Source organism: Rossellomorea marisflavi (assembly GCF_001274775.1).
Classification (GTDB): domain Bacteria; phylum Bacillota; class Bacilli; order Bacillales; family Bacillaceae_B; genus Rossellomorea; species Rossellomorea marisflavi.
This window is the reverse complement of sequence record NZ_LGUE01000005.1, coordinates 468,389-484,938: the sequence shown is the minus strand read 5'-3', so window position 1 is coordinate 484,938 and position 16,550 is coordinate 468,389. Positions and strand designations below refer to the sequence as shown.

Below are 16,550 nucleotides of genomic sequence, written 5' to 3'. Positions count from 1 at the left end.
GGTGTTTGTCCCGTCTTCCAACACATTCCACCATTAGGTTTATCGTCATGGGTCATTGGGTACTGGATTTACAGTAAATTATTGGATAACCTTGTCCACGGAATCCCTACATATGAGATCCACCCAAAGGAGATGAAAGCATGAAGAAAAGATGGTTATTCCCCCTTATTTTAGTGTTCATTCTTTCTGGATGCCAGAGTGAAAAAGAGCCTGCCGCAAAGAAAGAAAAAGCGGCACCAGCGGCACCCCAGGAAACCAAAGTGGAAAAGGTGTCTTCCCAAACTACGGAAGAACTGATTGACCAAACGAACGGCACAATCTATGAGAAGCATATTCCTTCCGATGACAACCAAAACGCAGCCAGATCCGCCTCAGAAGATGCAGCAGCTGAGTATATCGAAAACATCAAAAAGGAAGATACCGAGGACTGGGATGCGGAACGATGGGCGGCCTCCATCACCGAAAATCTCAGGACCGGCTATAAAGAAAAAGCAGGAGAGCTTGAAAACTATGAGGTGGTATTTGATGAAATCAAGCTCCCCGATGGCCGCCTCCTCCAGGACGTCGACATTGAAGAACTGACGGAAGAACAAAAAGAAATCAATATTGCCCTCCTCATCGACTCCAGTGGCAGCATGAAAGCGGAAGTGGACGGTGAAAGCAAGATGGAGCTGGCAAAGGAAAGCCTTGAAAACTTCGCCGGTGAACTTCCCGAGGGCGCAAACGTCTCCTTGATTGCCTTCGGCCATAAAGGAACCGGATCGGACAGCGATAAGGAAATGAGCTGCAAAGCCGTTGAATCCTTTTATCCCATGGAGGAATATGACAAGGGGAAATTCGCAAGCGCCTTGGACGGGTTCGACCCTAAAGGATGGACTCCACTTGCTGAAAGCATCCTCCTTGCCAATGACCAGTTCCCGAAGGATGCCCAGAACTTCATCTACGTGGTGAGCGACGGCATCGAAACCTGTGACGGCGACCCTGTCGAAGCGGCGAAGAAAGTGAAGGAAGACCATACCGACGTCCAAGTCAACATCATCGGCTTCAACGTCGACTCCAAAGCCGACGACCAGCTTAAAAACGTAGCACAGGCAGGAGGCGGCGAGTACACTTCCGTCAAAACAAAACAAGAGCTCAAAGACATTGAAACCACCTGGAAGGACAGCATCAGCGAGGGGACGTGGATCTGGTGGAAATCAGGCAACTTCAGCAACAATATCTGGACGTCCGTCGATCATTATAATAATCTTCGTGACCTCTACAGTTCTTACCTTACTATGAGGAATCTCGAGCATGACCGATTCCTTGATGCAGTCAATGCCCTGGTGGACGATGAACTGATCGACCTGGACAAGAAACAGGAAATCCTTGCGATCTTGGATGAGCGAAACCAAAAAATCAAGGATTACATGAGCGGTCTGGAATCAGATAAAAAGGACGAAATCAAAGAAACGTCCGATGACCTGAAGAAAAAAGTGGATGAGATCGAGAAAAAATTCAGAGACTGACCCTGAAAGTGCCGCTCAATCGGCACTTTTCTCTTTACCAGCATAACTTGGACAAGGGGAAAACGTGAAAAATCCCGCACCTAAAAATGGATAATCATGGTATAATTATCCTTTCATACATAAAGGAGGAATCCCATCATGACCACCTATCCGACATTCACCACACCGAGACTTACGCTCAGACAGCTCCATCCAAAAGACGCACAGGCCCTCTTCACCCTTTACACTTCACCCGAGGTGCTGACCTACTTCGGCATGGAGCCCCTCGAATCCATCACCAAAGCCGAAGGGATCATCGAAGCGAGGCAGGAAGCCGAAGGACTCTCCCCTATGCGCTGGGCCATCACCGATCAGGGGGACAACCTCATTGGCACATGTGGCTTCCACGCAACCTCCGTGCCACACAAACGCTGTGAAATCGGCTATGACCTCTTGCCAATCCACTGGGGTAAAGGGTATATGACGGAAGCTCTGCAGCCCGTCATCGACTATCTGTTCCGTGAAGTAGGCGTCGTCAGGGTCGGCGCGGTCATCATTCCGGAGAACGCGGGATCTTCACGCGTCGTGGAGAAGCTTGGATTCACAAGGGAAGGACTGCTCCGTGACTACATCATGCAGGATCAGCAGTCGCATGATGTATACAGCTACAGCATGCTGAAGAAAGAATGGGCAGACGGAGTTATGAGTTAGTCCCGATTCGGCAATAATGGTCAGTGCAGATAAAAAGGAGCTGGTACCCATGCAACAACTCATCCACGGCTTTTTGCGCTGGCCGCTTGTCATCCGGATCTTGATCATGGCCCTTGCCGTCATGAGCACCTGCGGCGTCATGATCCACTATCTCGAACCGGACACCTTCCCCTCATTTTTTGACGGGATCTGGTGGGCCGTCATCACCACTTCGACTGTAGGATACGGAGATTTTGTCCCCAAGACGGCTGAAGGGAAAACCCTGGGCATCCTCCTCATCCTGGTAGGGGCAGGGTTTCTCTCCACGTACTTCGTCATGCTTGCAACGGAGACCGTGACGACTCAGAATGGATATATGGAGGGGAAGACCGCTTATAAAGGCAAGGGTCACGTCATCATCATCGGGTGGAACGAACGCACCCGTGAAATCATCCATCAGCTCACATCCCTGCAATCAAGCTGCGATGTGATCCTCATCGATGATTCCCTTCAGAAGAATCCTTATCGCAACAACCATGTTCATTTCGTCAAAGGCTCACCCTTCAAGGACGCCATCCTCCAAAAGGCCAATTTAAGTGAAGCAAAAATAGCCCTTGTCACATCAGATCAGAACAAGGACGAGATGACGTCGGATATGAACACGATCTTGAGTCTGCTTGCCATTAAAGGAAACCAGCCTTCCCTTCATACTGTCGTGGAAGTCCTTCAGAAGGACCAAGTGGAAAATGCGAAGCGGGCCGGAGCGGATGAGGTCATCCAGACGAATATGCAGACCAGCCTCGTCATGATGAACAGCATCATCTCCCAAGGAATGTCCAGGACGATCCTTAAGCTCTTGAATCATCTGAAAGGCAACAACCTGAAGCTGATCTCCGTCATGGATGAGCACGCGGGGGCGACCTTCCAGTCCCTCAGCGCCCAATTACTGAAGGAAAGGGTCATCCTTTTAGGCATCAAAAAAGGGGAAAACACATTAGTGAATCCCCCCATGGACGTTGTGGTCGAGACCACAGACGAACTGCTTGTCATATCCAATTAATGAAGCAGGGACTGCTCGAGTTCTTTCACGAGCTCCCTGCCTACTTCGATATATTCTTCAGGAAAGCTGGCATCGGAATCCTGGGGCTCCGAGAACTGATTGAAGGACCCCGACAGATTCCCGGTGGAAGCATGGTCATCCAGTCCTATCTGATATTTATGGGACAGAAGGAACGGCTTCCCGAATTTGACCGTCGCCCCCCTTGAATCCAACTGACCATCCACCGAAGTGAACGGCAGCCTCAAGAACTGATACCCCACTTCATCATCGATCTTATAATCGAAGTATCCATGGTCATAGTCCCAGTTTCCACCGATGGAATACCCCAGAGGCTTCAACTCCTGCTCCAATTTGTAAAGCTGATAATGCTTCCCTTCAAGGCTTGATGAAATCTCGATCACATCATCCATCCCCTTTCATTTTAGGGATAGTTTCTCCTTTTAGCGGAAAAACATGTAGGTCTTACAGCTTGACTGAAACATCATATTCCTTCAGCCATTCATTCACCTGGATCAAGTAATCGAATAACGACTTCACCATGGTGGTGGATTGTTCTTTGTCTTCGATCATGGCACGCACTTTATCCGCATCGATCAGGTTCAGGATCGGGGACGCAGGATCATTCAAGATCGACAGCATCCAGTCTTTCACTCCTTCATAATAGGCCTCATCCTTCGTACTCGGATAAGCACTCTTCCTCCGATTGCGCACATCGTCCGGAAGATAATCCTTCAGTGCACGACGCAGGATACCTTTTTCGATATCGTCCACATTTTTCATTTCAAACGGGATGTTCCAAAGATACTCCACAAGTCGATAATCACAGAATGGCACACGCACTTCAAAGCCTGTCATCATGCTGGCACGGTCTTTCCGGTCAAGCATGAACGGAAGGAAACGCGTGATGAACATGAAGGACATCCTTCTTTGCTTCGCTTCAATGTCGGACTCTCCTTCAAGGACCGGGAGCTCCTTCAGTGCTTCCTGATAGCGCTGCTTGCGATAGTCCTCGATATGGAGTCGATCCAGGAGATCATCCTTCATGACGTCGGCGATGCCACCGATGTTCAAGAGCCATGGGAACACACCTGCATCAAGGTATTCTTCCTGATGGAACCAAGGATAGCCTGAGAATACTTCGTCCGCTGATTCTCCAGAGAGGGCGACAGTCGCGGTCTTTTTCATTTCCGTGAACAAGAGGTAAAGGGACGTCTCGATTTCACCTACACCAGGAAGATCTCTTGCTTTCATGGGAACCAATAGGTTGTCGACGAGCTTCTTGGCATCAAACACGATGGACGTATGATCCGTCCCTACGTGTTCGGACACACGTTTCACCCATGGCTCATCAAGATCCCTGCGGAGGAAGTCTTCCTCGAAGTCCGCTTCATTATTCACAAAGTCGATGGAATAAGAGGAGAGCGTCTTTTCCCCGTATTCACGCCCCGCAATAGCGGTCAATCCGCTTGAGTCGAGTCCTCCCGACAGCATGGTGGTAAGCGGCTTATCGGCAATGAGCTGACGCTTGACCGTATCTTCAAGGATCTCTTTGATCGTATTCACAGTCGTATCCATATCATCCATATGCTTCTTGCTTTCAAGTGTCCAGTATTGAACATCTTTTCTTCCTTGCTCATTGTAGATCATATAATGTCCGGCACGGACTTCTTGGATGTTCTTGAAGATGGCTTGTCCCGGTGTTCTCATCGGCCCCATTCCGAATAACTCAGAAAGACCTGTTTGATCGATTTCCGCGTTTACTTCCGGATGGGCAAGGAGTGCTTTGATCTCGGAACCGAAGAGGAGTCCGTTCCCTTCTTCAGTAAAGAAAAGTGGCTTCACACCAAGGTGGTCGCGACCAAGCATGAGTTGTTTCTTCTCTTCATCCCAGATTCCGAATGCGAAGATCCCGTTGAAGTGGCGAACGCACTCTTCCCCCCACTCAAGATAAGAGTGAAGCAGAACTTCTGTATCCGAACTGGTGTTGAAGGTGTGACCTTTCCCGGTCAATTCCTCTTTAAGCTCAAGGTAGTTGTAAAGCTCACCATTATAGGTGAGAGCAATTTGATGATGGTTGTTTTGATAAAGCATGGGCTGTTTCCCGCCATTCGGGTCGATCACGATGAGTCTCCGGTGACCAAGGGCTGCATTCTCGCTCACCCACGCACCTTCTGCATCCGGTCCCCTATGTTCAATGGCATCGGTCATGGATTTTAAAATATGCTGTTGTTCTCGTAAGTCTTTTTTCCAATCAATCCAGCCTGCAATTCCACACATTTCTATACGCCTTCTTTCTCGAATGTTAAACCGATCGCTCGGTCTACCAAGATGGTAAACCCTCTCCTTCAGCGCAGTCAAAGAAAGATATTCCGTTTTAACGAAATGGCATCCATGGTCTATGGGCGCTTCCATCATTATCCTAAAGATGTGTGCCTGCAGTCTTACTGACCCACGCTTCAAAAAGACATGGGTTTCTTACAACTTAAGGTAAATAACTTTACGGGACACGAATAAATTTCGAGAAAAGTGCTGTCATCTCACTACGTTCCTTGAAAGCTGTTCATGTGAAAAATACAGGACACGCTCTTCACCCCGTGCAGGCCCTCTCTTTTCATGGTGGAAGGCCCTTACGTATCGATGACGCTTGGTCTCACGCATTGCTACAAGGGTCTCTTTGGCCTGCTCTCCAATCAACGGCCTACCCAGGAATACAAAAAAAACCGAACGAATTCGAGCGTGTCGAATTCGTTCGGCTATTCTATTGACCGGAACATGTTTGTCCCGGTCCATTCATCCATTATTTCAAGCGTTTCTCAAGTTCTGCTTTCTTTTCTTCGAATCCAGGTTTACCAAGAAGGGCGAACATATTCACTTTGTACGCCTCTACCCCAGGCTGATCGAATGGATTGACGCCAAGAAGATAACCGCTCACGGCACATGCCTTCTCGAAGAAATACACAAGGTATCCGAACGTATACGCATCCATAGCAGGGATTTCGACGATCAGGTTCGGAACGCCTCCATCTGTATGGGCGAGCAACGTTCCCTCGAATGCTTTGTTGTTGACGAAATCGATGGTTTGGCCTGCAAGGTAGTTCAGGCCGTCAAGATCGCTGTCCGCTTCTTCGATCACAAGCTCATGGCGTGCTTCCTGAACCTTCACGACGGTTTCAAAGATATCGCGGCGACCTTCTTGTACATACTGTCCAAGTGAGTGAAGATCAGTCGAGAAGTTTGCAGATGAAGGATAGATCCCTTTTTGGTCTTTTCCTTCGCTCTCACCGAAGAGCTGCTTCCACCATTCGGCAAAGTATTGAAGACCCGGCTCGTAGTTGATGAGCATTTCGATGGTTTTCCCTTTGTTATATAGGACGTTACGGACGGCTGCGTATTGGTAGGCAGGATTCTCGGAAAGCTCTGATTGACCGAAGTCTTCCCTTGCCTTTGCTGCTCCGTCCATCATCGCTTCGATATCCACACCGCTAACGGCAATCGGCAGGAGACCTACAGCCGTCAGGACAGAATAGCGACCGCCGACATCATCAGGCACAACGAATGTTTCGTAGCCTTCGTCGTTTGCAAGGGTCTTAAGCGCTCCTTTTGACTTATCGGTTGTCGCATAGATGCGTTTGCGGGCTTCTTCCACTCCATACTTCTCTTCAAGCATTTTGCGGAAGATACGGAAGGCGATCGCCGGCTCGGTTGTTGTACCGGATTTTGAGATGACATTGATGGAGAAGTCTTTGTCTTCAAGAAGGTCCATCAAGTCTTTCATGTAGGTGGAGCTGATGTTTTGTCCCAGGAAGAGGACCTGCGGTGCTGAACGCTTTTCTTTCGAAACGGTATTGAAGAAGCTGTGATTGAGCATTTCAATGGCCGCTCTTGCACCGAGGTAAGATCCACCGATTCCGATGACAAGAAGGATATCGGAGTCTTTATTGATCTTCTCTGACGCTTTTTGAATGCGGGCAAATTCTTCTTTATCATAATCGACAGGAAGATCGATCCACCCGAGGAAATCGCTTCCTGCACCCGTTTTTTCATGCAGGGCGTGATGTGCCGCTTTGACGGCATCATTCAGATATGTAATTTCATGTTCACCAAAAAAGGATAACGCATTTGAATAATCAAAACGAATGTGTGTCATAACCATCCTCCGATTGTTTTATTTTTGCTTCTATCTCACTTTATCGAATCCGGTCATCATAATCAAGAAACGCAGATTTATGAAAACGCATTCATCAAAAAGTTTTTACAAGAGCGCAGTATTTCTTAAAATAGCCGGTCCAAAATCGGACCGGCCATGAGTCTTATAGGGATGCGCGCAGGATGCTGAGCGTATCCTCTTTGTTCAATTTATGGTTGTTGAAGTTACCGAATTCGCCGTTGGCCATTGCTTTATCAGCAATGAGGTCAAGCTTGCTGTCGTCGATATCATAGTCAGCAAGGCGTGAAGGGGCACCGATGCTGGACCAGAATTCACGAAGCTTCTCGATTCCTTCAAGAGCCACTTCTTCCTGTGTTTTGCCTTCAGGATCGACATTCCATACGCGCTCAGCCAGCTGTGCAAAACGGGCAGGGTTCACGTTCAGGTTGTGCTTCATCCAGTTAGGGAACAGGATGGCCAAACCGCCTGCATGAGGGATATCGTACACGGCAGACACAGCGTGCTCGATGTTATGGCTTCCCCAGTCACCGTTGTAACCCATTTGAAGCATGCCGTTGAGGGCAATGGTTCCAGAGTAAAGGATCGTTTCGCGAAGCTCATAGTTCTCAAGGTCATTGATCAGCTTAGGAGCTGTTTCAATCACGACTTTCAGTACAGATTCACACATGCGGTCCTGAAGCGGTGTATTCGTAGCATTATGGAAGTACTGCTCGAACACATGGGACATCATGTCGACCATTCCGTAGATCGTGTGGTTTTTAGGAACAGTGAATGTGTTTTCCGGATCAAGGATCGAGAATTGCGGGAATGTAACCGGGCTTCCCCAACCGTATTTTTCATTGGTTTCCCAGTTTGTGATAACGGATCCTGCATTCATTTCTGAACCGGTCGCAGCAAGGGTCAACACGGTACCGAATGGAAGAGCTTCTGAAGCAAAAGCTTTCTTCGTGACAAGATCCCATGCATCTCCGTCATATTTCGCACCGGCAGCGATTGCTTTGGTACAGTCGATGACGCTTCCTCCACCTACGGCAAGCAGGAAGTCGATGCCTTCTTCTTTACAGATATCCACACCGCGTCTTACCGTGGTCAAACGTGGATTCGGTTCAACACCAGCAAGTTCGAATACTTCTGCATCGATGTCTTTCAAGACAGCCGTCACTTGATCATAAAGGCCGCTTTTCTTGATGCTTCCTCCACCGTATACGAGAAGTACTTTTTTACCATATTGAGGGACAAGGTCCTTCAGCTGCTCGACTTGACCTTTACCAAAGATCAATTTCGTCGGATTATAAAACGTAAAATCATTCATTATAAATACCTCCTAAAGAGAATATGTTCGTGTTCACCTTTTTTATTATGGATGAGACCCGGCGTAAAATGCAAAGAACTTGCCCAAAAATCGAAAAAGGCCAGCACATAACCATTCACGAACGGGGCATAGTAATAGTGAACCATACAATAAGGAGGAAACAAACATGAGTGCTTTACAACGTATTGCATTGGTTCTTACCATCATCGGTGCCGTGAACTGGGGGCTGATCGGATTTTTCCAATTCGACCTCGTCGCCGCCATTTTCGGAGGACAAGGTGCCGGACTTTCACGGATCATCTATGGCCTGGTCGGAATTTCAGGACTGATCAATCTTGGATTACTTTTCAAGCCGACAGAGGAACTGGAACGGGATCACCGTACAGAGCCTACACGATAAATGAAATGAAAGAAGGCGTCCCGCCTAATACGGGACGCCTTCTTCTTTATTTCAGCAGTTTTTTGATGAGCTGCATGCCGAATTTTCCGTTAGGGTACCGGAAGCTCATATCGAATTTATTCGTCTGTTTCATGACGCTTTTATAGTGGGAGAATGTGGAGAAGCTGGATTCACCGTGATAGCTCCCCATCCCGCTTTCCCCTACGCCGCCGAATGGAAGATAGGGCGTCACGATATGCATCAGGGTATCATTGATACAGCCTCCTCCGTACGAGATATTCCCCGTGATGGCGGCTTCGGTTGCTTCATTGTTCGTGAACAGATACAGGGCCAGGGGCTTCGGCCTTTCCGTTACGTAGTCAATGACTTCTTCCAGGTTTTCATACTCGAGCACCGGGAATACGGGTCCGAAGATTTCTTCCTGCATGACCGGGACAGAGTGGTCCCTCGGTGTCATCAGAGTCGGCTCCATCTTCAGGAATGTACGATCGAGTTTTCCTCCAAGAAGGATTTCCCCGTCATCGAGATAGGATGCAATCCTGTCGAAATGACGTTCATTGATGATGCGCCCGTACTTATCATTCTTGAGGGGCTCAGGACCATAGAATGTGACGACGGCGTTCTTGAACTCCGTAATGAATTGCTCCTTTATGGTCTTATGAAGGAAGAGGTAATCCGGTGCAATGCATGTCTGACCTGCATTCGTGACCTTCCCGAAGGCGATCCGCTTGGCTGCCAAGGCGATATCCGCCGTCTCATCCACGATGCACGGGCTTTTCCCTCCAAGCTCGAGGGTGACGGGGATCAATCGTTTACTTGCCGCTTCCATGACGACCTTCCCGACTGGTACGCTGCCCGTGAAGAAGATGTAGTCAAATGGTTGATCTAGGAGATGCCCCGTTGTTTCCACCCCTCCTTCAATCACTTTCAGCACATGTCCGTCAAAGCGGGCGGAGATGATCCGCTCAAGAAGACGTGATGTATGGACGGTAAGCTCTGAAGGCTTGATGATGGCCGTGTTCCCTGCCGCAATGGCACCGATCACCGGGGCAAGGGCAAGCTGGATCGGGTAATTCCACGGGGAGATGATCAGCGTGACGCCATAGGGTTCCGGCACCGAGTAACTTTTAGATCCGATATGGGTCTTGGCTACCTTTACTTTTTTTGGCTCTGCCCATTCATCCATATGTTTGAGCACGAAGCGGATTTCTTCCAGAAGGATACCGATTTCCGTTGCATAGGTCTCCATTTCGGACTTGTTCAAGTCCATCTGCAGGGCGTGGATGATGTCTTCCTCATGGTCCTTGATCATACGATAGAGCGTTTCAAGGGTTTCTTTCCTGTTGGAAATGGATCTCGTATGTCCATTCTTAAAAAAGGACTTTTGATTCTGTATGGCATGTTTCACCGTTTCGAGGGATGTTTCCGCAATGTTCATCTTTCATGACCTCCGATTCACTATGTATCCGCTTTAGCTGTTCTTCCTTCAATCGTACGAACGGAACAGACGAATGTCAATTTTATAAAGCGAACATACAAAAAAAACGCATCATCCTAGGGGATGATGCGCCATGGTATGCGATGGTTAGACCCAACCTCTGAATCTTGAGGCCTCAGCCATTTTGCGCGCACCCACCATGTAGGCGGCTAGACGCATATTGACTCGGCGGTTCTGTGATGTTTCATAGACATTATTAAACGCTTCGACAAGCTTGATCTGAAGCTTCTCGTTCACTTCTTCCTCTGTCCAATAATAGCCCTGGTTGTTCTGCACCCATTCGAAGTAGGATACCGTTACACCGCCCGCGCTTGCAAGGACGTCCGGTACGAGGAGGATGCCTCGCTCGGACAGGATCCTTGTTGCTTCCAATGTTGTAGGTCCATTCGCCGCTTCCACGACGATGGACGCTTTGATATCATGGGCATTCTGCTCTGTAATCTGATTCGAAATGGCAGCAGGCACCAGAATATCACAATCCAGCTCAAGGAGCTCCTTGTTGGAAAGCGTATTCTCGAATAGCGTAGTGACGGTTCCGAAGCTGTCGCGGCGGTCCAGGAGGTAATCGATATCGAGTCCGTCCGGATCATGGAGCGCTCCGTGGGCATCCGAGATGGCGATGACCTTGGCTCCGGCATCATGCATGAACTTCGCAAGGAAGCTACCTGCGTTCCCGAATCCTTGGATCACGACACGGGCTCCCTTGATATCGATTCCGCGCTTTTTGGCCGCTTCATCGATACAGATGGTCACACCCTGAGCAGTCGCTTTTTCACGTCCCTGAGATCCTCCGAGGACGATCGGTTTACCCGTGATGAAACCAGGAGAATCATTTTCCCGCAAACGGCTGTATTCATCCATCATCCAGGCCATGATCTGCGAGTTGGTGTACACGTCAGGTGCCGGAATATCCTTCGTCGGCCCGACGATCTGGCTGATCGCCCTTACATATCCACGGCTGAGCTTCTCAAGCTCGGTGAAGGACATGGTGCGGGGATCACAGATGATCCCGCCTTTTCCTCCGCCGTAAGGAAGATCGACGATTCCGCACTTCAGGCTCATCCACATGGAAAGCGCCTTCACTTCTTCCTCATCGACCTCAGGATGGAAGCGTACGCCTCCCTTAGTAGGACCGACAGCATCGTTATGTTGTGCGCGGTAACCCGTGAAAACCTTGATGCTTCCATCGTCCATCCTGACAGGGATGCGGACGGTGAGCATGCGGATCGGTTCTTTAAGAAGTTCGAACATTTCTTCGGAATAGCCCAGTTTGGACAAAGCATCATTGATGACATGTTGTGTAGAAGTAAACAGATTAAGGTTTTCTCCCATTTTTAACATTCGCCTCTTTATTATGTGATCTGAAACCGTTGTAATTGTAACATATAACTGTTACCTAAACCATCAGCATCTACAAAATTTCGAAAAGATTCCGTCTCTTGCCCGCGCTTTCAAGAAAGCACTTTCTTGATACGCTCGATAGCCCAGTCCAGATCTTCCTGAGAAATCACAAGAGGTGGGGCGAATCGGATGACGGTATCATGGGTTTCTTTACAAAGAAGACCTTCATCCTTCAGCTTTTCACAGTAACCACGTGCAGGTTCATGAAGCTCGACTCCGATGAAGAGACCGCTTCCCCGCACTTCCTTGATGAGGGGGTTTTGGATTTCCTTGAGTTTCCCCATGAAGTACTCGCCCAACTCCAGGGAGCGATCTGCAAGTTTTTCATCGATGAGTACATCGAGTGAAGCGATGGAAACGGCACATGCCATCGGGTTTCCTCCGAATGTAGAACCATGGGAGCCCGGATTGAACACACCAAGGACCGCTTCATCCGCCACTACGCATGAAATCGGGAACACCCCTCCACCGAGTGCTTTACCGAGAATGTACATATCAGGATCGACCCCGGCCCACTCACACGCAAACATTTTACCGGAACGGGCAAGCCCAGCCTGGATCTCATCGGCGATGAAAAGTACATTGTGCTCCTTGCACAGATCGGCCGCTGCTTTCAGGAAACCTTCCGGAGGGAAGACAATCCCGGCCTCTCCCTGGATCGGCTCGATGAGAAATGCTGCGGTATTCGGTGTGATCGCCTCTTTCAACGCGTCAAGATCGCCATACGGAATGAGGTTGATGCCTGGAAGCATCGGCCCGAATCCACGTTTATATTCTTCTTCCGACGATAGGGAAACAGCCGTCATCGTCCTGCCGTGGAAGTTTCCATTGCACGCAATGATTTCAGCACGGTTCTCCTCGACGCCCTTCACATCATACGCCCAGCGCCGCGCCGTTTTGATGGCCGTCTCGACTGCTTCTGCTCCCGTATTCATCGGTAGCGCCATATCCTTTCCTGTCAGCTGACAGATTTTCTCGTACCACGGGGCTAACTGATCGTTATGGAAGGCACGTGATGTAAGTGTCACACGGTCCGCCTGATCCTTCAGCGCCTGGATGATCTTCGGATGGCGATGGCCCTGATTGACGGCAGAATACGCACTGAGCATATCCATATAGCGGTTGCCTTCGGGATCGGTCACCCATACCCCCTCTGCTTCCGAAATGACAATCGGCAGGGGATGATAATTCCTTGCTCCGTATTTATCTGTTTGATCGATGATCGCCTGTGAATTCGCCATGTATATTCCTCCTTTAAATTCATCGGTACTACCGGTTTATATAAGGATGGAGCCCCTGTCAGACAAGAGCTCCTTCCGTTTTCCTTATAGAGTTTCAGATGTTGTTTTCGCTTGTAGATGAAGCAAGAGGTAGTCAGGGCCGCCTGCTTTTGAATCCGTACCGGACATATTGAATCCTCCGAACGGCTGGTATCCGACGATGGCACCTGTACAGCCGCGGTTGAAGTAAAGGTTTCCGACGTGGAAGTCCTCTCGTGCCTGTTCGATTTTCTCACGGTTGTTCGTGATGACCGCTCCAGTCAATCCGTAATCCGTGTTGTTGGCAATCTCAAGGGCATGATCGAAATCCTTCGCCTTGGAGAAGGCAACGACCGGTCCGAAGATTTCTTCCTGCATGAGTCGGGCATCAGGAGCAAGGTCAGCAAAGATCGTCGGTTTGACGAAGTAGCCTTTCGAGCTGTCTCCCTCGCCTCCGACCATGAGTTTTCCTTCTTCTTTCCCGATTTCGATGTAGCTCATGATCTTATCGAATGATGCTTGATCGATGACCGGTCCCATGAAGTGATCCTGGTCGACAGGATTTCCTACTGTGAGTTCCTTCGTCAATTCAACCGCACGCTCGAGCACCTGGTCGTATACATCTTCCACGACGACGGCACGTGAACAAGCCGAGCATTTTTGACCGGAGAATCCAAAGGCAGAGGCCACGATGGATTTGGCTGCGAGCTCGATATCGCCTTCTGAATCGACGACGATCGTATCTTTACCGCCCATTTCAGCGATCACGCGCTTCAGCCATTTCTGACCAGGGTGGACTTTTGCAGCCCTTTCGTAGATGCGGATCCCGACATCACGTGATCCCGTGAAGGAGATGAAACGTGTTTTCGGGTGATCTACGAGGTAATCCCCGACTTCTGCACCGCTTCCAGGAATATAGTTGATGACGCCTTTAGGAAGGCCGGCTTCTTCAAGTACTTCGATGAATTTAGCCGCAACGACAGCCGTTGTGGAAGCAGGCTTCAAGAGCACCGTATTCCCTGTGACGATGGCCGCAACAGCTGTACCGGCCATGATGGCAAACGCGAAGTTCCAAGGAGAGATGACAACACCCACTCCCAGAGGGATATAGTTGAACTGGTTGTATTCACCGGGACGGCTTTCCACAGGGAAACCATCTTTCAGGCGCAGCATCTGCCGTGCATAATACTCCATGAAATCAATTGCTTCAGCCGTATCGGCATCCGCTTCATTCCACGGTTTTCCTGCTTCTTTTGTCAGTAGGGCTGAAAATTCATGCTTGCGTCGGCGTACAATGGCAGAGGCACGGAACAGGATATCTGCACGCGTTTCAGGCTTTACTTTCCGCCAAGTCTGGAATGTATCATATGCTACGTTCATTGCCTTTTCTGCGAGTTCCTGATCGGCTTTTGATACATTTCCGATCAGCTCTTTATGGTCTGCAGGATTGACTGACACCAATTTTGCATCAGTGGTCACTCGCTCCCCGCCGATAATCAGGGGATAGTCTTGTCCAAGATAGGCTTCAACTGTTTTTAAGCCTTCTTTATACGCTTTTTGGTTTTCTTTGTTCGAGAAGTCTGTGAATGGTTCATGCTTGTAAGGAATCATATGGGTGTTGCCCCCTTTTAAACAAAGATTTTTAATGAGATCTCAGAGGGTTTCTGTCGCAAAACGCAAAAAATATTTGCATTCAGAAAACCCTTACACTTATAATAATGCAAAAGATGGTTGCTTTTTTCAAGAGTTTTTTGAAAAATTTTTATTTTCAAAGTCGGCTATGCGACTTGAAAAATAATGGAGCGCTAATCGAAGGGGGATTCATCGTGCTCGAACGTGAGAAACGCCTATATATGTATGAAGTCGTGGCCCATCACCTCGAGTCAGGTGTCCACGTCATCGATTCGACCGGACGGACCGTGATTTACAATAGTAAAATGAGGGAAATCGAAGGCATGGAAGTCGAGGATGTATTGGATAAAAACCTTCTCGATGTCTTTCAATTTCACTCAGAAGAAGAAAGCACCCTTCTTCAGGTGCTCCACACAGGGACACCGACGCTGAACGTGAAGCAAACTTATTTCAATAGCAATGGCGTGGAAATCACTACCATCAACGACACATATCCCATTCATTTGGAAGGGGATATCATCGGTGCAGTTGAAATTGCACGGGATGTGACGACCTTGGAGAAAATGATGAAGGGCAATGTTCATACTCGCCCGGTCCCTCCAGCCTTTCATCGGATCGTCGGGTCCCATCCGCGCATTCAGGAAGCACTCTCCGCCGGGAAGAAAGCCGCTCTATCCACGACTCCCATCCTCATATGTGGCGAAATCGGTACGGGTAAGGAAATGTTGGCCCGCTCCATCCACTGTGACGGCATACGAAAAGATGCCCCTTTCATCAAGCAGGATTGTTCGTCCATGCCTGGTGAAGATCTATCGATGATCCTTTTTGGTACCGGTTTCAAAGACGGAGTCATGAAGGAAGCCGCAGGCGGATCGATCTTATTCGATGAACTGAATGCCATGCCCATCCACGTGCAGGAACAATTGCTCGACCTGATGGACAGGAGTTCCTTACCTGATGTCCGCCTCATGGCCACGGTCAATGAAGATCCAATCGACGCGGTGGCAGAGGGCAGGCTGTTGAAGGAATTGTACTATCGCTTCAGTTCCGCCTCCTTCTTCATCCCTCCTCTCAGGAACAGGCTGGATGATCTGCAGGAGCTTGTACCGAGCTTCCTGGATCGATTCAATCATCACTATGCCAGGAACGTCACAGGCATTTCCCAAGAGGTCGAGGAAACGTTCCGTCAATACGACTGGCCCGGGAACGTGAGGGAACTCGAGCACGTACTTGAAGGAGCGTATCAGCTCATCGGCTCCCATAAGGTAATCGGATTCAATCACCTACCATTCGGCTTCCGGCAGCGGATCCATCATTCCCCTGTCGCCGACACCCACCAGGGTGACTCCGATTTCCTCCACCAGTCAGGAAGCGAGCCTAAACCCCTTGAGGTCTTCATGGAAGAAGCTGAGACATACTATATTCAAAAAGCCATGAAGCATCACCAATTCAATGTCACCAAGACCGCCAAGGCACTCGGGATGAGCAGGCAGAATCTCCAGTACAGGATCCGCAAATACGGCATCGAGCGCGGGGGATATTGACTTCTCACGTAAAAAAATATGAGGCTCGGACAATGTGTTTTTGTCATAGGAAAACCCGCATTCATATGCCTGCGATCAGGTAAATGAATGCGGGTTTTT

General features: G+C 49.1%; 13 protein-coding genes. 5 read left to right on the top strand and 8 right to left on the bottom strand.

Features of this window, described 5'->3' with window-relative positions:
• Positions 1–140: 140 nt before the first annotated feature.
• The 3 genes from AF331_RS17635 to AF331_RS17625 all read left to right on the top strand — a co-directional run bounded on the left by AF331_RS17635 (position 141) and on the right by AF331_RS17625 (position 3,237).
• Entirely contained in the window at positions 141–1,508 is a 1,368-nt protein-coding gene (locus AF331_RS17635; RefSeq protein WP_053429354.1) for a vWA domain-containing protein, read from the top strand.
• A 138-nt stretch (positions 1,509–1,646) separates the two neighbouring features.
• A complete protein-coding gene (locus AF331_RS17630; RefSeq protein ID WP_053429353.1) occupies positions 1,647–2,198 on the top strand; it encodes a GNAT family N-acetyltransferase in 552 nt (183 codons plus the stop codon).
• A 49-nt stretch (positions 2,199–2,247) separates the two neighbouring features.
• Complete coding sequence (locus AF331_RS17625; RefSeq protein WP_053429352.1) at positions 2,248–3,237, top strand: potassium channel family protein; 990 nt, start codon at positions 2,248–2,250, stop codon at positions 3,235–3,237.
• On the opposite strand, the gene AF331_RS17620 is transcribed toward AF331_RS17625, so the two are convergent.
• The 4 genes from AF331_RS17620 to AF331_RS17605 form a co-directional block, all read right to left on the bottom strand.
• The gene (locus AF331_RS17620; protein ID WP_053429405.1) at positions 3,234–3,638 is read right to left on the bottom strand and encodes a YugN-like family protein; all 405 of its coding nucleotides are present in this window, start codon (positions 3,636–3,638) and stop codon (positions 3,234–3,236) included. The genes AF331_RS17625 and AF331_RS17620 overlap by 4 nt on opposite strands.
• A 61-nt stretch (positions 3,639–3,699) precedes the next feature.
• Positions 3,700–5,514, bottom strand: a complete 1,815-nt coding sequence (gene asnB, locus AF331_RS17615; RefSeq protein WP_053429351.1) for an asparagine synthase (glutamine-hydrolyzing) — start codon at positions 5,512–5,514, stop codon at positions 3,700–3,702.
• Between the two features lie 520 nt (positions 5,515–6,034).
• Complete coding sequence (locus AF331_RS17610; protein WP_053429350.1) at positions 6,035–7,384, bottom strand: glucose-6-phosphate isomerase; 1,350 nt, start codon at positions 7,382–7,384, stop codon at positions 6,035–6,037.
• Between the two features lie 163 nt (positions 7,385–7,547).
• Positions 7,548–8,717: an iron-containing alcohol dehydrogenase gene (locus tag AF331_RS17605; RefSeq protein WP_048014655.1), complete on the bottom strand. Its 1,170-nt coding sequence runs from the start codon at positions 8,715–8,717 to the stop codon at positions 7,548–7,550.
• A 166-nt stretch (positions 8,718–8,883) separates the two neighbouring features.
• Between AF331_RS17605 and AF331_RS17600 the strand changes: the two genes are divergently transcribed.
• Positions 8,884–9,117 carry a DUF378 domain-containing protein gene (locus AF331_RS17600; protein WP_048006980.1) on the top strand — a complete coding sequence of 78 codons (234 nt, stop codon included), beginning with the start codon at positions 8,884–8,886 and terminating at the stop codon, positions 9,115–9,117.
• Between the two features lie 46 nt (positions 9,118–9,163).
• Here AF331_RS17600 and AF331_RS17595 read toward each other — a convergent pair whose 3' ends face one another.
• From AF331_RS17595 to pruA, 4 genes are all read right to left on the bottom strand, one after another.
• Positions 9,164–10,555: an aldehyde dehydrogenase gene (locus AF331_RS17595; RefSeq protein WP_053429349.1), complete on the bottom strand. Its 1,392-nt coding sequence runs from the start codon at positions 10,553–10,555 to the stop codon at positions 9,164–9,166.
• Positions 10,556–10,702: 147 nt separating this feature from the next.
• On the bottom strand, positions 10,703–11,947 hold the full coding sequence (locus AF331_RS17590; RefSeq protein WP_048014653.1) for a Glu/Leu/Phe/Val family dehydrogenase: 1,245 nt from the start codon (positions 11,945–11,947) through the stop codon (positions 10,703–10,705).
• Positions 11,948–12,066: 119 nt separating this feature from the next.
• Complete coding sequence (locus tag AF331_RS17585; protein ID WP_053429348.1) at positions 12,067–13,257, bottom strand: ornithine--oxo-acid transaminase; 1,191 nt, start codon at positions 13,255–13,257, stop codon at positions 12,067–12,069.
• Positions 13,258–13,341: 84 nt separating this feature from the next.
• Positions 13,342–14,886: an L-glutamate gamma-semialdehyde dehydrogenase gene (gene pruA, locus AF331_RS17580; RefSeq protein ID WP_053429347.1), complete on the bottom strand. Its 1,545-nt coding sequence runs from the start codon at positions 14,884–14,886 to the stop codon at positions 13,342–13,344.
• Positions 14,887–15,101: 215 nt separating this feature from the next.
• Between pruA and AF331_RS17575 the strand changes: the two genes are divergently transcribed.
• On the top strand, positions 15,102–16,451 hold the full coding sequence (locus AF331_RS17575; protein WP_053429346.1) for a sigma-54 interaction domain-containing protein: 1,350 nt from the start codon (positions 15,102–15,104) through the stop codon (positions 16,449–16,451).
• The last annotated feature ends 99 nt before the right edge of the window (positions 16,452–16,550 follow it).